The following is a 23,331-nucleotide window of genomic DNA, read 5'->3' as shown; positions in this document are numbered from 1 at the left end:
ACTCGCCCAGGACGCGATGACCGGGTTCCTCCGTTTGGTCGGCTTGGACCGGCACGCGGAGTCCGGGCGGTCCATCATCACCGAGTTGATGTCGAACGCCATCAAGGCCGGCCGTCGTCACCGTGTACGCCGGGCGCCGCGACCCGCATCTGTGCTTCGCGGTCAGGGACGGAGTGCCGCACCGCTTACTGTGTGACCGGCTTCCCGTGTCCAGCGTCACGGACATCGACGCGGCCCCGTCCTTCGACTTTGGCGGCTGGGGCTTGGTCATGGTCCGGGCGCTCTCTGACAGGACCTGGGTCCAGCAGGCCGGACCCGGCGCGGAATGGGTATGCGCCTCCATCGACTTCTACCGACGCTAACGACGTCTCCCGTCCCCTCCTGGAGACCCGGGCGACGATGCGGCTTCCAGATGGTGCCCGTCCTCCGGCGCGGGTGCTGAACCTGCCCTGCCCCTGACGGATTGCCTGGGGCTTTGCTTTTCCACTCCGAGTCTTGGAGGACGTGATACCGCTCGAACCCTTCGCGTTCGCGAGACCTACCCGGCCCGCCTGGCCCGGTGGTGGGGCTACTTGATCAGGACGCGGTCGGTGGGGGCGGTCTTGTCCTCTTGCCAGCCTTCGTGGCCCTTGTCGGCGGTCCAGCGTTTGCGGGCGTGGCGGATCTCGGTGAGGCCGTACGGCTGGGCGTGGGTGACGGCCCACAGGGCGACCGCCCAGCCGGTCCGGGTGCTGGTGACGCGGACCGCGTCCGCGGAGGGCTTGGTGGCGGTCACCGCCCGGTTCTCGTTCGTGCGGAGCATGGCCAGGGGCGAGTCGACCTGGAGGCGCGCGCCGAAGTTGCGGCGCATCTCGCGCAGGGCCTCGGGACGGCGGGGCGCGGTCCTGTCGTCGGGCGGGTACCAGCAGTGGACCGCGGCGCCCTGGCGTCCCGTGAAGGCGCGGGCCAGGATCTTCCCGTCGGGTTCGTGCTGGGCGTAGGCGGTGCCGTCCGCGCTGCGCTGCACCTTCTGCGCCGCGTCGTGCAGGTCGCGGTCGAGGTAGTCCTTCACCTTGACCAGGGCGTCGAAGAACTTGCTCGTGGACTGGACGGGGTCGCGCAGCTTCTCCGGGCTGCCCCAGCCCTGCGAGGGGCGCTGCTGGAACATGCCCACCGAGTCGCGGTCGCCGCCCGGCAGGTTCCGGAGGTGCGACTCCTGTAGGGCGGTCGCGTACGCGATGACGGCGGCCCGTTCGGGCAGGTTCTTGCGGAACGCCACCGCGGCGATGGTGGCGGAGTTGGCGGCCTGCTCCAGGTCGAGCGGTTTGGTGCCGAGGGTGGTACGCACCGCGCAGCCCGACCCGTAGACGAACGGGCGGACCCGGTGCAGCAAGGCGTACACGCCGACACCGATCGCCACGACGATCACCAGCGCCACGGCGGTCCACCGCCAGAGATGTCGCCCGCTCAACCTCGCCGATGCAGCCACGCCGACGACGGTACCGGGAGACGGGCCCGGATAAGCTCAGTGCCCATGACCGAAACGTTCACCAGCCCGATCTCCGGCACCATCGACGAGCTCTGGGAGCGCCGGGCCGAGCTGTCGCCCGATGACACCGACGCGCGCGCCGCCATCGTCGCGGCCGTGGACCAGCTCGACGCCGGCGAGGCCCGGGTCGCGTTCGTCGATCCCGCGACCGACGAGGTCGTGGTGGACGAGCGCGCCAAGCGGGCGATCCTGCTGAGCTTCAAGGTGCTCGGCATGGTGCGTTCCCAGGTCGGCGACTTCCAGTACCACGACCGCATCCCGCTGAAGACCCGGCTGGACGGCGTCCGCGTGGTGCCGGGGGCGATCGCCCGCTGGGGCGCGCACCTGGCGCCCGGCGTGGTGCTGATGCCCTCGTTCACCAACATCGGCGCCTACGTCGACTCCGGGACGATGGTCGACACCTGGGCCACCGTCGGGTCGTGCGCCCAGATCGGCAAGAACGTCCACCTGTCCGGCGGCGTGGGCATCGGCGGCGTGCTGGAGCCGCCCAACGCCGTCCCGGTCGTGGTGGGGGACGAGGCGATGATCGGCAGCCGGTCCATGATCGTGGACGGCGCCCGGGTGGGGACCGGCGCCGTGCTGGCCTCCGGCACCAACCTGACCGCCACCATGCCGGTCATCGACGTGGAGACGGGCGAGGAGATCAGCCGCGGCCGCATCCCCGACTGGTGCGTGGCCGTCGGCGGCACCCGCTTCAAGGAGTTCAAGGGCGGCACGTTCGGCCTCCCCGCGGTGCTCGTCCTCAAGCGCCTCGAAGAAGGCCAGCGCCACGACAAGACCGCCCTCAACGAGATCCTCCGCGACCACGGCATCAACACCTGACCCGACCCCAAGGCCCGTGGCCCGTCGCCACGGGCCTCCTGACGATTTGTGTCGTGACAGCGGTGGCCGACGCGTTCAGCGTCAATCGCGGCGGGGCACGCGGCAGCGCAGATGCTGGATCTCCTGCCGGTCAACAGCCCCGCATCCGCGCGAACAGCAGCGCGCCGAGACAGGTTCTCGACCGTGTCCTCCGCGAGCCGATGCCGAGGCGGTCCTGCTGGACCTCACCGGCGACGCCGAGTCCAAGCGGGTCGGCCTGAACATCGAGGCGGGTTACGCCAAGGCCCTCGACAAGACGGTCTTCGCGCTGTGGCGGGTGCCGGAGCGGCCGCACATGACCATCGACCTCGCCGACTTCGAGGACTCCTACAAGCACGATGGGGAGATCGAAGAGGTGATCCACCGCCGGTTCGCCGAGTAGATCGCCCGGCGCAAGGCCCATGAACGCCGCGGGCGGGGCGTCGGGAGTTCCGGGAGCGGCGGCTAGTCGGGGACGTAGATCCAGGCGGGTTCCTCGAAGCGCTTCTCCGGTATGCGGACGTGGACGGGGCGGAACCGGTCAGGGGGAAGGCCGCCGTATCCGTGGCCGATGACGTCGCGGTAGAGGACGTCCGGCACGATCAGTGCCAGGTCGGCCTCCTGGTGGTCCGTCAGGGCGCGGCGTAGCGGTCCGGAGTCCAGCAGGCGGTGGACGGCGATCGCGGACTCGCCGACCCAGCCGTTCACGCCGTGGTGGAGGTGCCCGCGGTGCAGCGCCACCCGGATGCGCAGCCGGGCGTGCGCGTTGAGGTCGGCGTTGGTCCGGGCGAGCGCGTCGCGTAGTCCCTCGACCAGCCGTGGGATGACGCTCGCCTCGTCCAGCGGCGCGGGGAAGACCTCGAACCGGCCGTCCCCCGACTCCTGCGGGTCGACGTCTCCGTCCGGGATGCCCGCGTGGCGGCGGGCCTCGGCCAGCAGGCCGACGAAGCGTTCCTGGGCACGGGCCGCCTCGGGTGTCCGAAACCGGCTGAACCGTTCGATGTCGGCCGCGAGGCACAACCGCACCGACGGCCTCCGGTCGTGCGGGTGTGCCGGGTCCGCGCCGGAGACGGGCACGGCCGGGACACGCTCGTCCGGTAGGCGCACCGTGAAGCGCACCAGGGTGTCGCCATGGGCATGTTCGAGGCGGGGGCGGCGGAGGAGCCACCCGCGGTGGGCGAACGTCGTGTCGACGCGGACCGTGCCGCTGAGGTCCGGCAGATCGACGGGGACGGTCAACACGACGCGGAGCCCGTACCGGCCGTCCTGCACCCCGGGTCGCCTTGGGCCTGCGCTGTGGCCGAAGAACACGCCTGCGGCCGCCCCGTTCGTTTCCTCGGCCGTGACGGGGAGGTCTCCCTGCGCCGCTTCCGGATACCGCTGGACGCCTTGTACGTTGACGCGCTGGTCGTCCAGGCTTACGCGTACGAACACGCCCGCGTAGCGCCACGGCGCGGGCGAGGGGTCGAGCACGACCGGTACCTGTAGCCCGAACACGTCGTGACCGGCGGGAGGGGGACGATCCCAAGCCTGCGTTGGGGGATCGCCCATCGGTATGGGGACGGCGCGTACTTTTTCCAGGCATGCGCCGGAGACGCGGACGCTCCTGCGCTTCCAGCCGCGCATCGTGTAGAGGCCGATTTCTTCTGCTGACACGGCGGCCTCAGCGCACCATCGGCAGATCGGGCTGGTAGCGCCTGTCACCGATGAGGTAGCCGCAGTGGCCGCCGAGCAGCGCGGTGCCGCTGCGTCCGTGCCTGATCTGCTCGGACGTGGCGCAGATGACGGTGGACACCGCGTCATTCTCGCCCGACTCGATGAGCGCCCGACGCAGGCGGACCGCGGCCGGGCCGGTCATCACCGGCTCGTACACCTCGAAGTGCCGCAGTTGCCGGTACGGTTTGCCCGGCACCGGCCCGTTGACGACGGAGCGCTCGAAAACGGAACGCACATGGGTGAAGGTGATGTCCGACGCGACGTTCAGAAGCTCGTGCAGACCGCATTCGGCGAGTTCCTCGGCCAGTTCACGGTGCAGGCACTCGATGGGCTCCTCGCGGTAGGCGCCTATGGAGAACCAGCGGAGGAAGGCGTCCACGGATGAGGCGGGCAGGAAACCGCGCAGGTCGGCCCGCATGACCTCGGCCAGCGAAACGGCACGGTCCGGACGGAAGCCCAGGTCGTCGAGCACGGGTACCGCGGGCGCGAAGTATTTGTAGACGCCTCCGGGCGGATTGAACGAACCGGGACGGTTCGGCGTGTGGAAGAGCACATGCCGGTCCTCGTCGCGCAACCGGATCAGCGCGGAGAAGGAGACCCGGACGTCGTTCCCCGCACGTCGGCGGCTGATCATCATGCTGACCTCCGGAAGAGCCTTGGGTCAGCCTATGGAGCGCGTGCGGCGGTGGAACAGGCCCGAGTTCACAGTCGTGGCGGGCGCCACGGGCAGGGCGCCGGAGCGGCTCAGCCGCGTCTGGCGTAGTCGGAGACCTCCCCGAAGTCGATCAGGACGCAGGGTTCGTCCCCCACGACCTCGGCGTCATGGCCGGGCGGGATGGCGATCGCGTCGCCGGGTCCCACGTCGATGCCGCCGCCGTCGGACATGGTCACCCGCATCCGGCCCGAAAGGCAGTACCCCAGGTGGGACGCCTCGCACCGGTCGGTGCCCGCGATCGGGCCGACGTTCCGCGACCAGCGCCAGCCGGGCTCGAACGTCCCGCGCGCGACGGGCTGCCCGCCCACGGTCACGATCTCGATCCGCCCGTTCCCCTCGAACGGGCGCGTTTCCTCGGGTTGCCGGAAATTCTTGACTTCCGCATTCTTTGTCGCGAGTTTAACCATTTCATCCCCCCATGCAGTTATTCAAGGCCCTACCCGTCGACACCCCGGCCTACCCCTTCTTCCGGATGGCACGGTCGCGAACGCGTTCTCGGTTGTGCGCGGCAATCGCCGGACGGGGGGTTGGTTGTGGGTGGGCACAGGTGGGTGGGTGAAGGGTTGACCTTGGGGTGGGGTGATCGGAAGCTGGCGGGACCCCCGGCGAGAGAGGTCAGGCGCCATGTTCCGACGGCTTGCCGCCCTGGTGGCGGCGTTTCTGCTGGTGTCCGCGATGGTGGCGGGCGGGGCTCAGGCGGGGCCGCCCGGACGGGACGCGGCGCGACGTCCGGTGATCTTCGTTCATGGGTTCAGCGGGTCCGGCCAGCAGTTCGAGACGCAGGCGCGGCGGCTGGCGTCCAACGGGTACCAGGCCGACCTCATCGAGGCCCACGAGTACGACTCGCTGTTCGTGGAGAACACCCGCGACGAGGTCTTCGCGTCCCTGGACCGGCGGATCGCGCGGCTGCGCGCCAGGGCGCGGGCGGACAAGGTCGACCTGCTCGCGCATTCGCTCGGGACCGGGCTCATGCAGGCGTACCTGCGAAGCTCGCCTGAGAGGGCGGCCACAGTCGCTCATTATGTGAATCTGGACGGGGCGACCTCGGTCGACCAGCCCGGTGGCGTGCCGACGCTGGCGGTGTGGGGTGAAGGGTCCACGGCGCGGGCGGTGGGCGGGGCGACCAACGTGTACTTCTCCGACCAGTCGCATACGCAGGTCGTGACCTCGCCCGAGACGTTCACCGAGTTCTACCGGTTCCTGACGGGACGGGCGCCGCGTACGACCGCGATCATCCCGCAGAGGCACGCGCGGCTGTCCGGACGGGCCGTGCTCTTCCCCGCCAATGTCGGGGCGGAGGGGGCGCGTCTGGAGATCTACCGGGTGAATCCACGCAACGGTAAGCGCGAAGCGAGGCGGCCTGAGGCGGTCTTCCACATTACCGGGGATGGGGCTTGGGGGCCTTTCAAGGCCGACGGCCGCGCCCATTATGAATTCGCATTGGTGTGGGGGCGGACGTCGACGCACCATTTGTACTTCCAGCCGTTCCTGCGTACCGACAACCTCGTCCGGCTGCTGACGAGCCGTCCGGGCGAGGGGCTGGCGTCGCAGGTGGAGACCGGGGACGGCCACTCCGCCATGACGATCAGCCGGCAGAAGGAGTGGTGGGGCGACCAGGGCGCGGCGGGCGACTCCCTGCGGATCAACGGGCGGGAGGTGCTGAACGCCGCCAACACCCCGCGGACCAAGCGCGCCATCGGCATCTTCGCCTACGACGCGGGCAAGGACGGAGTGACCGATCTGAGTGCGCCGATCCCCGCGTTCGCCGCCCAGCCGTTCATCACCGGGATCGACGTCTTCATGCCGGCCGGTGCACGGCGTTCGATCTCCGTGGTGTCCCGGCCGCGCGGCGGCGCCGGACGGGTCGGCTCGCTGATGGTCCCGGCGTGGCCGTCCAGCACGCACCGGATCTCGGTGCAGTTCGACGACCACTTGCAGGGGGCCCGGCGCTGATCCTGCGTACGCTTGGTGGGCATGCGGCTGGATCTGGGACTGGACGTGGCGGCGCTCACGGCGGCGATCGTGGACATCGAATCGGTGAGCGGGAACGAGAGGGCGCTCGCCGACGCGGTGGAGGAGGCGCTGGCGCCGCTGCCGCATCTGCGGGTCGTGCGGGACGGCGACACACTGGTCGCCCGCACCGAACTCGGGCGCGACCAGCGGGTCATCCTGGCCGGGCACCTCGACACCGTCCCGCTGAACGGCAACCTGCCGTCGCGGGTCGAGGGGGACCGGCTGTACGGGTGCGGCACCACGGACATGAAGAGCGGTGTCGCGGTCGCGCTGAAGCTGGCCGCCGCGTTGTCCGCGCCCAGCCGCGACGTCACCTACGTCTTCTACGAGTGCGAGGAGGTCGAGGCCGACCGCAACGGGCTCAAGCGGCTGGTCGAGACCCGTCCCGGGCTGCTGGAGGGGGACTTCGCCGTCCTGATGGAACCCACCGGCGGCCTGATCGAGGGGGGCTGCCAGGGGACGCTGCGGGCCGAGATCACCGTCGAGGGCAGGCGGGCGCACAGCGCGCGTGCCTGGATGGGCTCCAACGCGATCCACTCCGCGGGCGTGGTGCTGGACGTGCTGCGCGCCTACGAACCGGCCCGTCCGGTGGTGGACGGCCTGGAGTACCACGAGGGCCTGAACGCCGTGTTCATCCGTGGCGGCGTCGCCGGGAACGTGATCCCGGACGAGTGCGTGGTCACCGTCAACTACCGGTTCGCTCCCGACAAGTCGCTCGCGGAGGCCGAGGCGTACGTGAGGGACCTCTTCCCCGGCCACCGGGTGACGATCGTGGACGGCGCGCCCGCGGCCCGTCCCGGCCTCGACCATCCGGCCGCCGCCTCGTTCGTGGCGGCCAGCGGCGCGGCGGTACGGGCCAAGCTCGGCTGGACGGACGTGTCCCGGTTCTCCGACCTAAGCGTTCCCGCGGTGAACTACGGTCCCGGCGAGCCGACCCTGGCGCACACCAAGGAGGAGCACGTCGAGATCCCCCTGATCGCCGACTGCGAGCGCCGCATGCTCGCCTGGCTCGGCTAACCCTCGTTGGGCCTGGGGCCGATCGTCGGTCTCTCCTCACCGGCGGGACCGGAGAACCGGCCGCCATCCGTCGGCGAGGGCGTCAGCGGGACGTCGGTGTCCAGGGCCAGGTTGACGCCGCTCAGGAGCAGCACGGCACCGGCCATGATGGCGAAGCGGCGGATCCACCGGGCGCGGCGGTCCGAGGAGTTCACGAAGACCGGCGCGGGGTCACCGCGGCTTGGCGCGTCGTCCGGCTCAGGGACCTGGCCGGGACGCGCAGGCGGCAGCCACGCGGGACGGTCCGGCGAAGGCGTCGCGGTGATCGGACGGGCCGGATCCGGGCGGGCGGACGGATGACGGGCGTTGACCGGGTGGGCGGCATGCAGCCACCTGGCAGCAGAGCGGGGATTTCTTGCCACGTTGGGATCAGCGTCGCTCGCACGGAAAGCGTCACTGCCGTCACTTTCCATGCACGGCCGTGCCCGTCGCTTGGTTACGGTGAGGGACATGACAACGGACGCGAACCACCGGACACGGCGACAGGGGCCCGCCATGCTGCGCGGCAAGGCCGTGCCGCAGACCACCACCGACCAGCGCCTGCTGGACGCCCGTGGCCCCTCCGACTGGGTCCACGCCGACCCCTGGCGCGTACTGCGGATCCAGGCCGAGTTCGTGGAGGGATTCGGCCTGCTGGCGGAGATCCCGCGCGCGGTGAGCGTCTTCGGCAGCGCTCGCACCAAGCCGGGTTCGCCCGAGTACGAGCTGGCCGTGGACATCGGCGCCCGGCTGCACGAGGCCGGCTACGCGGTGATCACCGGCGGCGGTCCGGGGATCATGGAAGCCGCCAACAAGGGCTGTGACCAGGCCGGCGGGCTGTCGGTCGGGCTGGGCATCGAGCTGCCGTTCGAGCAGAAGCTCAACGCGCATCTCGACATCGGCCTGGAGTTCCGCTACTTCTTCGTCCGCAAGACGATGTTCGTCAAGTACTCGCAGGCGTTCGTCGTGCTGCCGGGCGGCTTCGGCACGCTGGACGAGCTGTTCGAGGCGATCACGCTGGTGCAGACCGGCAAGATCACCCGCTTTCCGATCGTGCTGGTCGGCACCGAGTTCTGGGGCGGCCTGGTCGACTGGGTGAAGAAGACCATGCTGACCTCCGGGAAGATCTCCCCCGAGGACATCGATCTGGTCCATCTCACCGACGATCCCGAGGAGGCCGTCCGGGTGATCGTGGACGCGCATGTCCAGCAGGCCAGGCTGCGTGACGAGGAGGAGGCGGCCAGGGCCGCCGCCGAGGCCGAGGCCGGGGACGGAAGCTGATGGCCACCGCGGATCCGGTCCAGGAGGACGGGCCCGGCGAGTCGTCCCGCCGGTTGGCCGTGTGCGTGTTCTGCGCCTCCAGCAACAAGATCGACAAGGTGTATCTGGACCTGGCCGAGCAGGTCGGGGCCGAGCTGGCGCGGCGCGGGCACAGCCTGGTCAGCGGCGGCGCGCAGGTGTCGTGCATGGGCGCCGTGGCCCGCGCCGCGCGGGCCGGCGGCGCCCGCACCGTCGGGGTGATCCCCGAGGGGCTGGTCAGCGTGGAGATCGCCGACCCCGAGAACGACGAGCTGGTCGTCACGCCCGACATGCGCACCCGCAAGGGCGAGATGGACCGGCGCAGCGACGCGTTCCTGGTGCTGCCCGGCGGCATCGGGACGCTGGAGGAGCTCTTCGAGATCTGGACGGCCCGGGTGCTGGGGATGCATTCCAAGGCGGTCGTGATCCTCGACCCGACGGGGGTGTACGAGCCGCTGCGGGAGCTGATGACCGGGCTGACCGAGCAGGGGTTCGCCCGTCCCAAGATCTGGGACGCGATCGGCTGGTCGGCGTCGGTGTCGGAGGCGTTCGATCTCTTGGAGCGGTCCCAGCCGCGGATCGAGTACACCCCGGCGGACTACGCCGAGGCCGAGCTGTGACCCGGCCAGTTTGGTGTGATTAGCCGGATATCAGAAGTGTGTCCTGGGGGTTCGGCCCGCGGTCGGGGCTCGTTCACCGACGGTTCAAGGGCACGCGCCAGGCTCCCCATGATCGTTATTCATGCGAAGGAGCCGCCATGTCTGTGTCCCGTCGTGGGGTGATGAAGGGCAGCGCCGCCGGTGCGCTGTCCATCGCCCTCGCCGGCAGCCTCGACACGATTTTCCAGACCTCGGCCGAGGCCAAGGTCGGTGGAGCCGCTGGTTACGGCCCTCTGGTCCCGGACCCCAGGGGTGTCCTGGACCTTCCCGAGGGCTTTTCCTACAAGACCCTGTCCGCGCAGGGCGACACCATCACGGATGGCGTGCTCGTACCGGGTGCGCACGACGGCATGGCCACGTTCAAGGGCAGCCGCAAGGACACCGTCCGCCTCGTGCGCAACCACGAGCAGACCGCCAGCGGCGTCAAGCCCGTCGCGCCCTCCTCATTGGTGTACGACCCCGCCGCCTTCGGAGGGACCACCACGCTTGAGGTGGACTCCGACGGCAACCTTGTGAACCAGCGCATCAGCCTTGCGGGCACCTCCACTAACTGCGCGGGAGGTCGCACCCCCTGGGGTACGTGGCTGACCTGTGAGGAGACCGAGGGTTTCAGCGGCCAGACCAAGTCGCACGGCTGGGTGTTCGAGGTCGACCCGACCGGCAAGCGGACCGAGCCCGTGCCGATCACCGGCATGGGGCGTTTCGCCCACGAGGCGGTGGCCATCGACCCGCACACCCTGGAGGCGTACCTCACCGAGGACGCGAGCGGGCCGTTCGGGCTGTTCTACCGGTTCCGCCCGCGCGCGCACCGCGGCCAGTACCACGCCTACCTGGAGGGCGGGCGCCTGGAGGTGATGGTCTGCCGGGACCTGCCCGACCTGTCCCTCGCCCAGGAGCCGGGCGAGGAGTTCCGCGTCAAGTGGAAGGCGATCCCCGACCGGGCCGCCACGACCACCTCGATCCGCAAGCAGTTCGAGGACGAGCAGGTCACCCGCAGCCAGAAGCTGGAAGGCGCCTGGTGGGGGCACGGCAAGGCGTACTTCGTCGCCAGCTACTCCAAGAAGGAGGAGGGCGCCGCGGCCGACCACGCCGGCCAGGTCTGGACCTACAATCCCAAGACCGACCGGATCAGGCTGGAGCTGATCTTCAAGCCGGGCGGCAGGTTCGACGGCCCGGACAACATCACGGTGTCCCCGTACGGCGGCGGCGTGATCCTGGCCGAGGACGGCGACGGCGAGCAGCACCTGGTGGGCACGGACCGCAAGGGCCGGGCGTTCGCGTTCGCGCGCAACGCGTTCAACGACAGCGAGTTCACCGGGGCGACCTTCTCGCCCGACGGTCGCACCCTGTTCGCCAACCGGCAGTCCCCGGGCGTGACCTTCGCCATCACCGGCCCGTGGCACCGCATCCGCCACTGACCCCGTCCGCGTCCGCCGCGCTGGCCCGGCCTAGGCGAGACCGCGCCGGGTCAGCGTCGGCGGGCGTACCCCTTGGATGGACGCGACCATGTCCAGCACCTGCCTGAGCGCGGGCACCTGCCCCTCGGGCACACGGAACACCCGTACCCCCAGCCAGGCGTAGACCGACGCGGCGGCCAGCAGCCCCGGATCGGGCTCCGCGTCCCCGCCCGTGCCGTCCTCCTGGACGAGCGTGACCAACACCGGCCTGCCCCCGGCCACCAGCTCCTTCACGCGTTCGGCGGACGGGGCCGTCCCGGCGTCCACGACCCCGTCGGGGACGGGCGCGTTCGGGGCCAGTACCCGCGGCTCGTACGACTCCATGGCTCCGAGCATGGCACGATCGTCATGCGGAGACGTCGACAGATCGGAGCGCGATCGTGGCTGTGGTCCTGGTCCTGGCCTGCCTGGCGGTGCTGGCCGCCGTCGTGGTGCTGGCGATGGGCCGGGGCGGCGAGCTGTCGCCGGCCAGGCGCGACCTCCCGCCGTTGCCGCCCTACGAGGACCGGCCGTTCACCGGCCCCGAGCCGTTCGCGTTGCCGCGCGGCTTCTGGGGGTACCAGGTCGAGAGGACCGACGAGGCCATCGGCCGGCTCCGCCGCGCGGTGTACGAGCGGGACGCCAGGATGGCCGCGCTCGAACTCCGGATCGGCGAGCTGGAACGCCGCCTCCACGAGACCCACGACAGCCGCCACGAGCTTGAGGACACCCTCCAGGACTCCCAGGAGGACACCGTGGACGACGCGCCGGAGCCCCCGCCGTGGACGCCCACGGACGAGGGCCGCGTCGACCTGGTGAAGCACCACGTGTCGGCCGCCGACCGCATCAAGGGGGACGGGAGCCGCTCATGAGCCGTGTCGCGATCCATGCCGACGCCGTGTCGTCCGCCACGCCCGACCGGGTCTTCGCGCTGCTCGTCGACTGGCCCCTGCACGAGCGGTGGATGCCGTTCACCCGGGCGGAGGGCGGCCACGGGGTCGGAGCCGACCTGATGGCCTGGACGGGCATCGGCCCGGTCGGGTTCCGCGACACCATGGTGATCACCGAGTGGACGCCGGGCCGCAGGGTCACCGTCCGGCACACCGGCAGGCTGGTGCGCGGCGAGGCGTTCTTCGAGGTCACGCCGCTTGCCGAGGGCGGTTGCCGGGTCCGCTGGATGGAGGGGATCGACCTGCCGTTCGGCCCGCTGGGACGGATCGGCTGGCTGGCGGCCGGGCCGGTGATCGGCTTCTTCCTCCGGGTGGGGCTGCGGCGCCTGGCCCGGCTCGCCGAGGCGCCCGGACCCGCCCCGGCGTCCGCCGGAGCGGCGGGCGGCGCCGATTCCGTCGGAGGTCCGGAGTAGAACGGGGCGGTGAGCACCGCGATACTCGGCGACGACGGCCTGGCCCGCTGCCCCTGGGGGCTGTCGGCGCCCGACTACGTCGCCTACCACGACAACGAATGGGGCCGTCCGGTCCGGGACGACCGGGGGATCTACGAGAGGCTCTGCCTTGAGGCGTTCCAGTCCGGGCTGTCCTGGCTGACCATCCTGCGCAAGCGGGAGGGGTTCCGTGCCGCCTTCGCCGGGTTCGACCCGGAGAAGGTCGCCGCGTTCGGGCCGCGGGACGTGGAGCGGCTGATGGGCGACGCGGCGATCGTCCGCAACCGGGCCAAGATCGACGCCGCGATCGCCAACGCCCGCGCCGCCCTCGACCTCCCCGGCGGGCTGGCCGCGACGGCGTGGCGGTACGCCGACGGGTCCGCGCCCGTCCCGAAGACGACGGAGGACGTCCCGCCGTTCACCGACGGCTCCAAGGCGCTGTCCAAGGAGCTGAAGAAGCACGGCTTCCGCTTCGTCGGGCCGACCACCGTCTACGCCCTGATGCAGGCGTGCGGCCTGGTGAACGACCACCTGGAGGGCTGCCACTGGCGCGCCATCGCCTCCCAGCCGGGGTGACCCGCCGGGGGCGGCGCGGCGGGGCGCGGCGGGCCGACCGGTCCCGCGGTCTCAGCGCCCCTCGAAGACCGGCTGCTCCTTCTTCAGGAACGCCTGGGTGGCGTTGTGGTGGTCGGCGGTCTTCTCGCACGCGTCCTGGAGGTCCGCCTCCTTGGCCAGGGACGAGGACAGGTCGTGGGCGGCGGCGTGGTCGAGTGCCGCCTTCACCGCCGCGTACGCGCGGGTCGGGCCCGCGGCCAGGCGCCGGGCCAGCTCGACCGCCGCGGGCGCCAGCTCGTCGGCAGGGACGACCCGGTTGACCAGGCCGAGCCCCAGGGCCTCGGCCGCCTTGATCCGCTCGCCCAGCAGCAGCAGCTCGGCGGCCTTGGCCCGGCCCACCAGCCGTTGCAGCGTCCAGGACATCCCGCTGTCGGGCGCCAGGCCGATCCCGGTGAACGCGGTCGAGAACGACGCCCGGTCCGAGGCGATGATCAGATCGCAGGCCATCGCCAGCGACGCCCCCGCCCCGGCGGCCACCCCGTTCACCGCCGCCACCACCGGCTTGGGCATGGACGTGATCGTCTCAACGACCGGGTTGTAGTGCCTGCGGACGGTGTCGTCCAGCCCCCGGCCCGCCGCGAGGTTGTCGGCGTGCTCGCGCAGGTCCTGGCCGGCGCAGAAGGCCCGTCCCGCACCGGTGAGGATCACCGCCCGGACGGCGTCGTCGCCCGCCGCCCGCTCCACCGCCGCCAGCAGCGCCTCCTTCATCGCCACGGTCAGCGAGTTCATCGCGTCGGGACGGTCGAGCGTGATCGTCGCCACACCGTCGGTCAGGTCGTACGCCACCGTTCCAGACACCGTCGTCCTCGCCTCCTGCACGCCGCCGGTCATCCGCGGCCTCGCCCTATCCGTCGAGGCAACCTTCGACGAACCGCCCCGCCGCGGGCAAGAGGCGCGCGGAGGCGTCGTCGAAGTAGCGTGCCGCCAGCGCGCCGGGCCAGCCCTGAGGCAGCAGCTCCTGGGGCAGCCCGGGGTCGTGGAACAGGAACTTGCGCCATTCGTGCACCAGGCGGCTGCGCACGGCGAAGGCCCGCTCGTCGGTGTCCACGGGATGCCCTTCCAGCAGCTCCTTCGCGTCCGCCACCCAGCGCTCGTAGGCCCGCGCCAGGCCCTCCAGGTCCCAGGCCCGGGCGACCAGCCCGTGCGCGTCCCCCTCGTGCCGGGAACGGAACCGCTCCACCCGCACCGACTCGGCCGTCAGCAGCGGGTCGAGCTCCGGATTGGCGCGCGGCCCGATCCAGGTGGTCTCGTCCAGCCGGGCATAACCCAGGTAGGCCAGGCCCGTCGCGAGGCGTTCCCGCCGTGACCGCTCACGCACCCTTTCGACCACCAAGAGGTGCCAATGCCCGTCCCAAGGCTCCAGATCCCGGTAGATGCGGTGCGCCGCCTCGTCCAGGCGCCGCACCGCCCGCGGCGTCAACGCGTACCCGGGGACGGTCCCCGCGCCCCTGGGGAGGCGCACCGGTTCCAGCCAGTCCTGCCGGACCATCCGCGACACCGCGGTCCGGACGGCGGGAGCGGCGATCCCGAGAGCGGCGAGCAGCCGCACCAAGGCGGCGACGGGCGCCCGCCCGCCGCGCTGCCGCAAATGGTCGCCGTACAGGTCGAACAGCGCCGAACGAGCGTTCATGTGAACCAGTCTCCGGGTGCCCGCTTGCTGATCGTTACCACTTCGCGCCCTGAACACGGGATAATGAACCACTACTGATGACGCGGATGCGACAGGCGGCCACGCGGCCAACGGTGCCCGGAGGCCCCATATGGCCCTAGGCAGGAAGGGGATGCACGCATGGCGGCGATGAAGCCGCGGACGGGAGACGGTCCGCTCGAAGTGACCAAGGAGGGGCGCGGAATCGTCATGCGTGTCCCGCTCGAAGGCGGAGGTCGCCTCGTGGTCGAGCTGTCTGCCGACGAGGCCAAGGAACTCGGCGACGCCCTCAAGGACGTCGTCGGCTGACCGACCCTTTCGCGGTACCAGGTCCCGGGGGCTGGGGAGGCATGCCCGCTGAGGCGCGGGCCGAGGCACCCTGAGCGCCGAGTCAGGGGGACGGCTCCTGGAACAGGGGGACGACCCCCTGGAACCCCCCGAACGCAGACCACCGAACGAGATCAGGGGGATCTCCACCATGCCCATCGAGACCCGGGTTCGCGCCGTCGGCGGCGCCGTTTCCGAGGCGGCCGTCGAGCTCGGGGCCGAGGCGCTCGCGGTGCCCGTCCGCTCGGGACCGGTGGCGCCTCCGGCGGAGGCGGCCAGGCTGCTTCCGTTCGCGCTGGAGGAGCTGCTGGAGCTCTACCGCGCCAAGGGCGAGCCGGGTGAGATCGTCGCGGCGCCCGTGCGGCTGGGTGACACGGTGCGCGAGCTGCTGCTGTACGGGGTGGGCGAGGCGTCGCCGTCGGACCTGCGGAAGGCCGGGGCGGCGCTGGCCCGCCGCGGGAAGGGCCGCACGGCGCTGGCGGCGGGCGTCCCCGAAGGCGATCTGTCGGCCTTTGTCGAGGGCGCCCTGCTCGCCTCGTACCGGTTCAGGATCGGCGCCCAGGCCGAAGCCTCCACGGGATCGAAGGCGCCGCTCGGCACCCTGGCCGTCCTGGCCGAAGCGGGGCCGGAGGCGGCCGGGCCCGCCGTGGAGCGCGGCACCGTGCTCGCCCGCGCCACCGCCCTGGCCCGCGACCTGGCCAACACCCCCTCGGCGGAGAAGAGCCCGTCCTGGCTGGCCGAGCGCGCGGAGGAGGTCGCCTCCGCGTCCGGCCTGCGGGTGGGGGTGCTCGGCGAGAAGGAGCTGGCCGAGGGCGGCTTCGGCGGCCTGATCGCGGTGGGCTCGGGGTCGTCCCGCCCGCCACGGCTGATCGAGCTGGCCTACCCGGGGACGGGCTCGGGCCGCCATGTGGTGCTGGTCGGCAAGGGCATCACGTTCGACAGCGGCGGGCTGTCCCTCAAGCCCAACGAGGGCATGAAGACCATGAAGACCGACATGGCGGGCGGCGCCGCCGTCATCGCGGCGATGGGCGCCCTGCGCGATCTCGGTGTCGCCGACCGGGTGACCGGTCTGGTGGCCGCCGCGGAGAACCTGCCGTCCGGCTCGGCCATGCGCCCCGGCGACGTGATCACCCACTTCGGCGGCATCACCTCGGAGGTGCTCAACACCGACGCCGAGGGCCGTCTCGTCCTGGCCGACGCGCTCGCCTACGCCGACGCCGAGCTCGACCCCGACGTCGTGATCGACCTGGCCACGCTGACCGGGGCCGCCAAGGTGGCCCTGGGCCTGCGGCACGGCGCCCTGTTCGCCACCGACAACGGCCTGGCCGACGCGCTGGCCGGGGCGGGCGCCGCGGCGGGCGAGCCGGTGTGGCGGCTGCCGCTGGTGGCCGACTACCGCGCGGCGATCGACTCCGACGTGGCCGACGTGTCCAACACCGGGCGCCCCGGGTTCGGCGCCGGCACGATCACCGCCGCGCTCTTCCTGCGCGAGTTCGCCGGCGACCGGGCCTGGGCGCATCTGGACATCGCGGGCCCGGGACGCGCCACGTCCGACGACGCCGAGATCACCAAGGGCGCCACCGGCTTCGGCGCCCGTCTGCTGCTCCGCTGGCTGGCGGGCTCCTAGCGGTTCCGGCGGTCGATCACCGGGACCTCGCGGCGGCGGCGCACCTGCACCACGACCTCCTTCAGCGGCGCGTCCCACGACGGCTCCACGGGGAAGCACCAGGAGGCCGCCTCCGCCGTGGCGGGGACGTCGGTGAGGGTCAGCGCGACCAGCCTCGGCCGCTCCGCCGTACGGGCCAGCTCGACCAGCTCGTCCGACGGCAGGAACACCAGGTAATCCTGCTCGCCGCGGCGGGTGCCCGGCACCCCGCGGCGCAGCGCCGCCAGCGCCTCCACCCGCGACCAGGGCAGCAGCCGGTCGGCCCGGCGCGGCAGCGGCCAGCGGGCCGGGCGCCGCACCCCCTCGTCGGTCAGCTCCAGGACGGGCCGCCGTCCCAGGACCCGTCCCACCGCGCCCAGCAGCCCCGCCCCGAACAGCGCCAGCCCCATCGTGCCCAGGATGATCACCACCAGGCTGCGGGACCCGGTGCCCCGGATCAGGCCGCCGCCCACGAACCCGGCCGAGGCCAGCACCAAGATCAGGAAGGCCACCAGCTGCCAGACCCCCTGCCACGAGGGCCTGGTCCGTACCGTGAACGGCGCCCCGGCGGCCATCGCGCCCGCCTCAGGACCGCTTGACGGCGCACAGCAGGCCGTCGCCGACCGGGAGCAGCAGCGGCACCAGCCGCTCATCGTCCCTGATCATGGTGCCCACCTCACGGATCGCGGTGGTCTCCGGATCGTGCTTGGAGGGGTCGGCGACCCGGTGGTGCCACAGCGCGTTGTCGAACGCCACCACCCCGCCGGGCCGCAGCAGCCGCAGCGCCGCCGTCAAATACTCCGGGTACTCGGTCTTCAGCGCGTCGCAGAACACCATGTCGTAGGCGCCGTCGGTGAGCCGCGGCAGCACCTCCAGCGCCCGGCCGGTGATCATGCGGGTGCGGGAGGTGCCCAGGCCCGCCTCCGCGTAGGCCAGCTTGGCCAGCCGCTGGTGCTCGGGCTCGACGTCCACGCTGGTCAGCACCGCGTCCCTGGCCATGCCGCGCAGCAGCCAGATCCCGGAGACACCGCAGCCGGAGCCGACCTCCACGACCGTCCTGGCGCCGATCAGGGCGGCCAGGAAGCGCAGCGCCGCACCCGCGGCGGGACCGACCGGCGCAGCGCCGACCTCCTCCCCGCGCCGCCGCGCGTTCAGTAGCGCCTCGTCTTCGGGGAGGAATTCCTCCACGTAGGCCAGCGTGGCCTCTATGGCGTCGATGGCTGCCTCCTCGCGGGACCCCCGCCTGGCTCATGCTGGGAAGACCATATCGCTGCACGGGAACGCATCGTCGGTTCAGCGCGTTGTAGGGGGTGACCGCTTCACCCTTGCCGGCCTGTTATGGCCCGGTACGGAAAGGCGAGATCACCGACTGCACGGTCTCGGTTCACCAACGCCCCAGCCCAGGCGCGACCGTCCAGGCCAGCAGAGAGGAACGACCCGGCATCATGGGAGTCGCAGCAATGACATTGACCGGCGCCGTGGGCGGTCTGCCCGCCATCGCCGGGCGTGGCCGCGCCGCCGCGGCCCGGGAGAACGCGCCGGACGCGGAGTGGGCACCGCCGTCCTGGGACGAGGTCGTGCGCGAGCACTCCGGGCGCGTGTACCGGCTCGCCTACCGGCTGACCGGCAACCAGCACGACGCCGAGGACCTCACGCAGGAGGTCTTCGTCCGGGTGTTCCGCTCGCTGTCGAACTACACGCCGGGCACGTTCGAGGGCTGGTTGCACCGGATCACCACCAACCTGTTCCTCGACATGGCGCGGCGCCGCCAGCGCATCCGGTTCGAGGGGCTCGGCGACGACGCCGCCGAGCGCCTGCAGGGCCGCGAGCCCACGCCGGCGCAGGCGTTCGACGACCGCAACTTCGACGCCGACGTCCAGGCAGCCCTGGACGCCCTCGCCCCCGAATACCGCGCGGCCGTGGTGCTGTGCGACATCGAGGGCCTGTCGTATGAGGAGATCTCGGCGACCTTGGGTGTCAAACTGGGAACCGTGCGAAGTCGTATTCACCGGGGACGCGCCCAGTTGAGGGCGGCGCTGGAGCACCGCGCGCCGCGCCGCCGTACCGAGGTCGGCGAGGACGCCGAACCCGTCGCGGCGACCCTGGTCATGGGGGAGGATACGGGCGGCGACCTGGTCGCGGCTCCCGCCCACGGCGGCCCGGGCGAGTCCCCGTCAGGCGGCGGCTAACGGCACGCCGCGGGTCCGCGTGCCCGTGGCGCTTCCCCGGAGGAGGCCGCCGCACCATGGCGCGGAACGCGAGCACGACCGCGAGCACGACGCCGATGAAACCGCTGAACCGCTGAACCGCATCCGAGCGACGACGGATCGACACGAGGGAGCCGGAACCGCGTGAGTTGTCTGGGGGAGCGTCTCACCGCTCTGGTCGACGGTGAGCTGGGTCACGACGAACGCGATCGCGCGCTGGCCCATCTCGCGGGGTGCGCGCGGTGCCGCTCGGAGGCCGACATGCTGCGCCGCCTCAAGCGGCGGCTGCGCGGGCTCGGCGACCTTCCCGCGAGCGACGGGTCCGACGACCTTCCCTCCACCGACTTCCTGGCTCGTCTCCGCGGCCTCGCCGAGACGGCCTCCGGGCCTGCCACCCCCTCCGGACCCTCTGCTCCCTCCGTTCCACCACTGGACGTTCCCCCGGTCGACGTGCCGCCGCTGGACGCCTCACCGCCCCGCGTCCCGGTCGCGTCACCCCTTCATGGGCGCCCGCGTACGCGCGCCAACCGGCCCGCGGCCCACGTTCGCGCGTCCCGGGTCACCTCGGCCCACGCCCTGGCCCGGCACGGCCTCAGCGTCCCGCTCTACGGCGGGCCCGCGACGATGCCCCGCCACGTGCGGCGCCGCTATCTGGCCGTCGGCGCCGCGACCCTGGTGATCGGGCTCGGCGCCGCCTCGTACGCGGCCGGTGGCCAGCGGGAGGTGCCGACGGTGAGCCCCGCCTTCGACCGCTTCGCCGTGGAGCACGCGCTGACCTCGGGCGACGTGCCGATGGGCGACCCGGTCGACCACGGTTCCTCCGTCCCGCCCGTCCCGGAGCCGTGATCGCCGGGCCCTCCGAGGGCGGCGCCGCCTCCGGGCGGCGGGGGCGGTTGCGGACGGTACTCGTCTGCGGCGTGGCAGGCGCGGTGGCCGTCGCCGTCGCGCTGGCCGGCGACCTGCACAAGGCGCAGCGCGCCCGCAACGACCCCGAGGCCGTGCGGCTGCTGCACACGGCGGCGGGCGCGGCGCTCCGCGTTCGCTACCAGGGCACGCAGTTCCTCACCACGTGGAGCGGCTCCATCCCGGCGACCCAGCGGGTCAAGGTCGAGCACACCCCGGGCGACGGCACCTACTACGACCACGATCCCTCCTTCCCGGCGGGCGGGGCACGGTCGCAGCCCAAGGCGGGCACGGCGCGGACGTACCAGCCGGACAGCCTGCCGGTCTGGAACGGCGCGGTGGGCTTCACCTCGGAGATCCTGGGCCTGCTGATCCGCAACTACCGGGTCGTCCGGGGACCGGAGGCGTCGGTCTGCGGCCGCCGGGCGCGGGTCGTGGAGGCCCGCAGGGTGGACGGCACCACCGCGGGCAGGTTCTGGATCGACCACGAGACCGGGCTCATGCTGCACCGCGAGCTGATGAACGCCAGGGGCCAGGCCGTGTCCACCACCGGTTTCAGCGAGCTGCGCGTGTCGCGGCCGGGCGACGCGGGCCGGAACGGGCCGCGGACGCTCACCGCGACCGCGTCGCCGAGCACGGCGGCGTCCGCCGTCCCCTGGGCCGACCGGCTGGACGGGAGGGAACTGGCCGTCCTGCGCGACCAGGGCTGGCCCGTCGCCGGCGCCCTGCCGGGGCGGCTGACGCTGTACGACGCGCGCCGTCCCGCCGCCGCCCAGAGGCCCGGCCCCCACGAGCAGGCGGCCGTCAGGACCCGGGACAGGACCGAGAGCGACATCGTCCATCTCAGCTACTCCGACGGGCTGGCCGCCGTGTCGGTCTTCGTCCAGCGGGGCGCGCTGGACGAGTCCCGCCTGACCGGCTGGCGCCGTACCACCAACCGGGACCGGACGGTGTTCCGCCGTGATTCGCTGCACCACTGGGCGGTCTGGGCCAAGGACGGCTATGTTTACACGGTCTTGACCGACGCTCCGCCCGACACCGCCGATCTGGTGGTGAACTCCCTGCCGCGGGAGGAGGACGCCCTCCGCTCCCGGCTGGGACGGGGGTTCCGCAGGCTGCTGTCCTGGGCCAACCCGTTGGGGTGAGTCCCGTCCGGCGGCGCGGCCGGGGGCCTCGGGCGGCCCGGCGTGGCGGGCGCGAATTGAGGTGGCGTGCGGGGAATGATGTCATGGAACCGTATGCCTGCTTTGTACGCCATACCCTTGCGGGACCGCGCGGGAACGGGGGCCTGGGGCGTTTTATGCTCATCACACGCCCCGCCGGGCACGATGAGCGCGATGACGGGTAGACCATGCTCGGTAGGAGTTGGGGATGACGGAAGAGAGCCGCGGGCCGGCCGGGGCGTCTGAGAAGGACGGCCTTCCGCCCGGTCCCGGGGGTGGCCGTGACGACGCGGCCGAGCCCTCGGAGACGGGCGCCGAGGTCCGGGCCGGCGACGACCGGGACGACCGGGGTGCCCGGGAGGTCCGCAGCGACCGCGACGACGCCCCGGACGATCGGGACGACGACCCCGAGCCGTCCGGAGCGGCGGGTCTTGAGAAGGGTCCCGGAGTGGCGGACCGCCTGGTCGCAGGGTTCGCGCCGCCCGACTCCTACGCCCGCGACACCGACATTCCCGCGCCGCCGCAGCCGACGGCCGTCGACCGGCCCATGCCCGGCGTCCAGGGTGCCGGCGTGCAGGCTGCCGGCGTGCAGGGTGCCTCCGCCCCTGCCGGGCCGGGCGCGCCCCCCGCGCCGCCCGCCGGGCCCGGTGAGGGGGTCCGGCAGGATGTGGTCCCCGACGGTGTCGTCCCGGACGGGCCCGTGCCCCCGCCTCAGGGTGAGCAGGGCCGGATGCGCCCCGGCTTCGTCCCGCACGGGTACGAGCCGCACGACCCGAGGATGGCGGCCCACCAGCAGCCCGGCCAGGACCCGCGTGCGGGCGGCCACGGCACCCCGTACGGCTGGCCGCCCCAGCAGTCGCACCAGCCGCCTCCGGCGGGACCCCAGGCGGGGCCGCCCCAGGGCGGGATGCCCGCCGGCGGCCCTCCCGGCGCTCCCCGTCCCATGCCGCCCGGCGGGTACGGCGGCCCGCCCGGCTCCCCGAACTGGGCGCCGGTGCCGCCGCTCCCGTCCGCGTCCCGCGGCATGCCCGGCCTGGGCGTGCTGGCCGTGGTCGCGCTGATCGTGGCGCTGGTGGCCGGCGGCGTCGGCGCCGGCATCGGGGTCATGGCCAGCGGGGACGGGCGGCCCGCCGACCAGCCCTCGGTCAGCCTCGGCGGCGACAACTCGGGCCAGCCCAAGAACCGCCCGCCGGACTCGGTCGCCGGCGTGGCGCAGCGGGTCCTGCCCAGCGTCGTGTCGATCCGGGTCTCCCAGGGCGGCGGCAACGGCGTCGGCGGCACCGGCTTCATCGTCAACGGCGGCTACATCATCACCAACAACCACGTGGTGGCGTCCGGCGGCGAGATCGAGGTCGTGTTCAACGACAAGAAGCGGCTGCCCGCCACGCTCACCGGCCGCGACGCCGGCTCCGACATCGCCGTGCTCAAGCCGCAGGGCCAGCACTCGCTGCCCCCGCTGACCCCCGGCAACTCCGACGAGCTCGCGGTCGGCGACCCGGTGATCGCCATCGGCTCGCCGCTGGGGCTGGACAGCTCGGTGACCACCGGCATCGTCAGCGCGCTGAACCGGGCCGTGCCCACCGGCGGCGAGAACGGGGAGATCTCCTCCTACCTCAACGCCATCCAGACCGACGCGGCCATCAACCCCGGCAACTCCGGCGGCCCGCTGGTGGACGGCAAGGGCCGGGTGATCGGCATCAACACCGCCATCCTCACCGTGGGCGGCCGCGGGCTCGGCGGGGAGAGCCAGTCCGGCAGCATCGGCCTGGGCTTCGCCATCCCGATCAACCAGGCCAAGCGGGTGGCCGAGTCGATCATCAACACCGGCTCGGTCAAGCAGGCCAGGATCGGCGTGATCCCCGACCCGCAGTTCCAGGAGGGCGGCGCGCGGATCATCGGCTCGGCCCCGCAGGGCCAGGAGCCGGTGACCCCGAACGGCCCGGCGGACAAGGCCGGCCTGCGTCCCGGCGACGTGATCACCAAGGTGGACGGCCGCCCGATCGACGGGCCCGCCGACCTGGTCGCGCTGATCAGGAGCAAGGCGCCCGGCGACCGGATCCAGGTCACCTACCAGCGCGACGGGAGGGAGACGACCGTTCCGGTGACGCTGGAGGCAGGATGACCGTTAAGAGTCGATTGCCCGATACAGGGCGTTGACCGAAGGTGGATACCCTTAAGGGGCCGGACCGCGACGGTCCGGC

26 protein-coding genes are annotated in these 23,331 nt (G+C 72.5%); 16 read left to right on the top strand and 10 right to left on the bottom strand.

The annotated features are described in order from the left end of the window. Positions 1-568 precede the first annotated feature (568 nt). A complete protein-coding gene (locus tag QSK21_RS22275; protein ID WP_285698595.1) occupies positions 569-1,468 on the bottom strand; it encodes a hypothetical protein in 900 nt (299 codons plus the stop codon). Between the two features lie 45 nt (positions 1,469-1,513). Here QSK21_RS22275 and QSK21_RS22270 point away from each other — a divergent pair, with 45 nt between their 5' ends. Beyond that, the gene (locus QSK21_RS22270; RefSeq protein WP_285698594.1) at positions 1,514-2,350 is read left to right on the top strand and encodes a 2,3,4,5-tetrahydropyridine-2,6-dicarboxylate N-succinyltransferase; all 837 of its coding nucleotides are present in this window, start codon (positions 1,514-1,516) and stop codon (positions 2,348-2,350) included. Positions 2,351-2,396: 46 nt separating this feature from the next. Beyond that, complete coding sequence (locus QSK21_RS22265; RefSeq protein WP_285698593.1) at positions 2,397-2,771, top strand: hypothetical protein; 375 nt, start codon at positions 2,397-2,399, stop codon at positions 2,769-2,771. 62 nt (positions 2,772-2,833) lie between these two features. Here the strand turns inward: QSK21_RS22265 and QSK21_RS22260 are convergent, their stop codons facing one another. The 3 genes from QSK21_RS22260 to QSK21_RS22250 form a co-directional block, all read right to left on the bottom strand. After that, entirely contained in the window at positions 2,834-4,024 is a 1,191-nt protein-coding gene (locus tag QSK21_RS22260) for a hypothetical protein (RefSeq protein WP_285698592.1), read from the bottom strand. Positions 4,025-4,031: 7 nt separating this feature from the next. Continuing rightward, the gene (locus QSK21_RS22255) at positions 4,032-4,721 is read right to left on the bottom strand and encodes an SMODS-associated NUDIX domain-containing protein (RefSeq protein ID WP_285698591.1); all 690 of its coding nucleotides are present in this window, start codon (positions 4,719-4,721) and stop codon (positions 4,032-4,034) included. Positions 4,722-4,828: 107 nt separating this feature from the next. Further along, complete coding sequence (locus tag QSK21_RS22250) at positions 4,829-5,113, bottom strand: cupin domain-containing protein (RefSeq protein WP_285698590.1); 285 nt, start codon at positions 5,111-5,113, stop codon at positions 4,829-4,831. A gap of 310 nt (positions 5,114-5,423) precedes the next feature. On the opposite strand from QSK21_RS22250, the gene QSK21_RS22245 reads away from it, so the two are divergent. Further along, entirely contained in the window at positions 5,424-6,752 is a 1,329-nt protein-coding gene (locus tag QSK21_RS22245) for an alpha/beta fold hydrolase (protein WP_285698588.1), read from the top strand. A gap of 21 nt (positions 6,753-6,773) precedes the next feature. Further along, positions 6,774-7,829, top strand: coding sequence for a succinyl-diaminopimelate desuccinylase (gene dapE / locus QSK21_RS22240; RefSeq protein WP_285698586.1), 1,056 nt, complete (start codon positions 6,774-6,776; stop codon positions 7,827-7,829). Here the strand turns inward: dapE and QSK21_RS22235 are convergent. Continuing rightward, positions 7,826-8,023, bottom strand: a complete 198-nt coding sequence (locus QSK21_RS22235; protein WP_285698585.1) for a hypothetical protein — start codon at positions 8,021-8,023, stop codon at positions 7,826-7,828. The two genes, dapE and QSK21_RS22235, sit on opposite strands and share 4 nt — an antisense overlap. Positions 8,024-8,318: 295 nt before the next feature. Between QSK21_RS22235 and QSK21_RS22230 the strand changes: the two genes are divergently transcribed. From QSK21_RS22230 to QSK21_RS22220, 3 genes are all read left to right on the top strand, one after another. Then, on the top strand, positions 8,319-9,128 hold the full coding sequence (locus QSK21_RS22230; RefSeq protein ID WP_285698583.1) for an LOG family protein: 810 nt from the start codon (positions 8,319-8,321) through the stop codon (positions 9,126-9,128). Further along, complete coding sequence (locus QSK21_RS22225) at positions 9,128-9,766, top strand: LOG family protein (protein ID WP_285698582.1); 639 nt, start codon at positions 9,128-9,130, stop codon at positions 9,764-9,766. Before QSK21_RS22230 ends, QSK21_RS22225 begins: the two co-directional genes overlap by 1 nt. 137 nt (positions 9,767-9,903) lie before the next feature. Next, entirely contained in the window at positions 9,904-11,223 is a 1,320-nt protein-coding gene (locus QSK21_RS22220; protein WP_285698581.1) for an alkaline phosphatase PhoX, read from the top strand. 30 nt (positions 11,224-11,253) lie between these two features. On the opposite strand, the gene QSK21_RS22215 is transcribed toward QSK21_RS22220, so the two are convergent. Beyond that, the gene (locus tag QSK21_RS22215; RefSeq protein ID WP_285698580.1) at positions 11,254-11,598 is read right to left on the bottom strand and encodes a hypothetical protein; all 345 of its coding nucleotides are present in this window, start codon (positions 11,596-11,598) and stop codon (positions 11,254-11,256) included. A 44-nt stretch (positions 11,599-11,642) separates the two neighbouring features. Between QSK21_RS22215 and QSK21_RS22210 the strand changes: the two genes are divergently transcribed. Genes QSK21_RS22210 through QSK21_RS22200 form a run of 3 tightly spaced genes read left to right on the top strand, consistent with a single transcriptional unit; the run spans position 11,643 to position 13,198 of the window. Then, complete coding sequence (locus tag QSK21_RS22210) at positions 11,643-12,113, top strand: hypothetical protein (RefSeq protein ID WP_285698579.1); 471 nt, start codon at positions 11,643-11,645, stop codon at positions 12,111-12,113. Continuing rightward, on the top strand, positions 12,110-12,604 hold the full coding sequence (locus QSK21_RS22205; protein WP_285698578.1) for an SRPBCC family protein: 495 nt from the start codon (positions 12,110-12,112) through the stop codon (positions 12,602-12,604). The genes QSK21_RS22210 and QSK21_RS22205 overlap by 4 nt, the downstream gene beginning before the upstream one ends. A 9-nt stretch (positions 12,605-12,613) precedes the next feature. After that, the gene (locus tag QSK21_RS22200; RefSeq protein ID WP_285698577.1) at positions 12,614-13,198 is read left to right on the top strand and encodes a DNA-3-methyladenine glycosylase I; all 585 of its coding nucleotides are present in this window, start codon (positions 12,614-12,616) and stop codon (positions 13,196-13,198) included. A gap of 51 nt (positions 13,199-13,249) precedes the next feature. Here QSK21_RS22200 and QSK21_RS22195 read toward each other — a convergent pair whose 3' ends face one another. After that, positions 13,250-14,068 carry an enoyl-CoA hydratase-related protein gene (locus tag QSK21_RS22195; protein ID WP_285698575.1) on the bottom strand — a complete coding sequence of 273 codons (819 nt, stop codon included), beginning with the start codon at positions 14,066-14,068 and terminating at the stop codon, positions 13,250-13,252. A gap of 13 nt (positions 14,069-14,081) precedes the next feature. Further along, entirely contained in the window at positions 14,082-14,867 is a 786-nt protein-coding gene (locus QSK21_RS22190) for a PaaX family transcriptional regulator (protein ID WP_285698574.1), read from the bottom strand. Between the two features lie 159 nt (positions 14,868-15,026). Between QSK21_RS22190 and QSK21_RS22185 the strand changes: the two genes are divergently transcribed. Both QSK21_RS22185 and QSK21_RS22180 read left to right on the top strand, forming a co-directional pair. Continuing rightward, a complete protein-coding gene (locus QSK21_RS22185) occupies positions 15,027-15,194 on the top strand; it encodes a DUF3117 domain-containing protein (protein ID WP_285698573.1) in 168 nt (55 codons plus the stop codon). Between the two features lie 169 nt (positions 15,195-15,363). After that, entirely contained in the window at positions 15,364-16,839 is a 1,476-nt protein-coding gene (locus tag QSK21_RS22180; RefSeq protein ID WP_285698572.1) for a leucyl aminopeptidase, read from the top strand. Here QSK21_RS22180 and QSK21_RS22175 read toward each other — a convergent pair. After that, positions 16,836-17,432 (bottom strand): hypothetical protein, encoded by a 597-nt coding sequence (locus QSK21_RS22175; RefSeq protein WP_285698571.1) that lies wholly within the window; start codon positions 17,430-17,432, stop codon positions 16,836-16,838. The genes QSK21_RS22180 and QSK21_RS22175 overlap by 4 nt on opposite strands. Before the next feature lie 10 nt (positions 17,433-17,442). Continuing rightward, complete coding sequence (locus QSK21_RS22170; RefSeq protein WP_285698570.1) at positions 17,443-18,045, bottom strand: O-methyltransferase; 603 nt, start codon at positions 18,043-18,045, stop codon at positions 17,443-17,445. 257 nt (positions 18,046-18,302) lie between these two features. Here QSK21_RS22170 and sigE point away from each other — a divergent pair, with 257 nt between their 5' ends. The 4 genes from sigE (at position 18,303) to QSK21_RS22150 (ending at position 23,252) form a co-directional block, all read left to right on the top strand. After that, positions 18,303-19,046, top strand: coding sequence for an RNA polymerase sigma factor SigE (sigE, locus tag QSK21_RS22165; RefSeq protein ID WP_285698569.1), 744 nt, complete (start codon positions 18,303-18,305; stop codon positions 19,044-19,046). A gap of 162 nt (positions 19,047-19,208) precedes the next feature. Then, positions 19,209-19,910, top strand: coding sequence for a zf-HC2 domain-containing protein (locus tag QSK21_RS22160; RefSeq protein WP_285698568.1), 702 nt, complete (start codon positions 19,209-19,211; stop codon positions 19,908-19,910). Further along, positions 19,907-21,112, top strand: a complete 1,206-nt coding sequence (locus QSK21_RS22155; protein ID WP_285698567.1) for a sigma-E factor regulatory protein RseB domain-containing protein — start codon at positions 19,907-19,909, stop codon at positions 21,110-21,112. The genes QSK21_RS22160 and QSK21_RS22155 overlap by 4 nt, the downstream gene beginning before the upstream one ends. Before the next feature lie 226 nt (positions 21,113-21,338). Then, entirely contained in the window at positions 21,339-23,252 is a 1,914-nt protein-coding gene (locus tag QSK21_RS22150; RefSeq protein WP_285698566.1) for a S1C family serine protease, read from the top strand. Positions 23,253-23,331: the final 79 nt, after the last annotated feature.

The organism is Actinomadura sp. NBRC 104412 (assembly GCF_030269515.1).
Classification (GTDB): domain Bacteria; phylum Actinomycetota; class Actinomycetes; order Streptosporangiales; family Streptosporangiaceae; genus Spirillospora.
This window is presented reverse-complemented; position numbering and strand designations above follow the sequence as displayed.

Bases quoted from the DNA above. Each gene is read 5' to 3' on its own strand.
- QSK21_RS22190 (WP_285698574.1), bottom strand. From the start codon at position 14,867: ATGAACGCTCGTTCGGCGCTGTTCGACCTGTACGGCGACCATTTGCGG.
- QSK21_RS22195 (WP_285698575.1), bottom strand. From the start codon at position 14,068: ATGACCGGCGGCGTGCAGGAGGCGAGGACGACGGTGTCTGGAACGGTG.
- QSK21_RS22150 (WP_285698566.1), top strand. From the start codon at position 21,339: ATGACGGAAGAGAGCCGCGGGCCGGCCGGGGCGTCTGAGAAGGACGGC.
- QSK21_RS22255 (WP_285698591.1), bottom strand. From the start codon at position 4,721: ATGATGATCAGCCGCCGACGTGCGGGGAACGACGTCCGGGTCTCCTTC.
- QSK21_RS22230 (WP_285698583.1), top strand. From the start codon at position 8,319: ATGACAACGGACGCGAACCACCGGACACGGCGACAGGGGCCCGCCATG.
- QSK21_RS22220 (WP_285698581.1), top strand. From the start codon at position 9,904: ATGTCTGTGTCCCGTCGTGGGGTGATGAAGGGCAGCGCCGCCGGTGCG.
- QSK21_RS22185 (WP_285698573.1), top strand. From the start codon at position 15,027: ATGGCGGCGATGAAGCCGCGGACGGGAGACGGTCCGCTCGAAGTGACC.
- QSK21_RS22180 (WP_285698572.1), top strand. From the start codon at position 15,364: ATGCCCATCGAGACCCGGGTTCGCGCCGTCGGCGGCGCCGTTTCCGAG.
- dapE (WP_285698586.1), top strand. From the start codon at position 6,774: ATGCGGCTGGATCTGGGACTGGACGTGGCGGCGCTCACGGCGGCGATC.
- QSK21_RS22270 (WP_285698594.1), top strand. From the start codon at position 1,514: ATGACCGAAACGTTCACCAGCCCGATCTCCGGCACCATCGACGAGCTC.
- QSK21_RS22215 (WP_285698580.1), bottom strand. From the start codon at position 11,598: ATGCTCGGAGCCATGGAGTCGTACGAGCCGCGGGTACTGGCCCCGAAC.
- QSK21_RS22205 (WP_285698578.1), top strand. From the start codon at position 12,110: ATGAGCCGTGTCGCGATCCATGCCGACGCCGTGTCGTCCGCCACGCCC.
- QSK21_RS22175 (WP_285698571.1), bottom strand. From the start codon at position 17,432: ATGGCCGCCGGGGCGCCGTTCACGGTACGGACCAGGCCCTCGTGGCAG.
- QSK21_RS22225 (WP_285698582.1), top strand. From the start codon at position 9,128: ATGGCCACCGCGGATCCGGTCCAGGAGGACGGGCCCGGCGAGTCGTCC.
- sigE (WP_285698569.1), top strand. From the start codon at position 18,303: ATGGGAGTCGCAGCAATGACATTGACCGGCGCCGTGGGCGGTCTGCCC.
- QSK21_RS22245 (WP_285698588.1), top strand. From the start codon at position 5,424: ATGTTCCGACGGCTTGCCGCCCTGGTGGCGGCGTTTCTGCTGGTGTCC.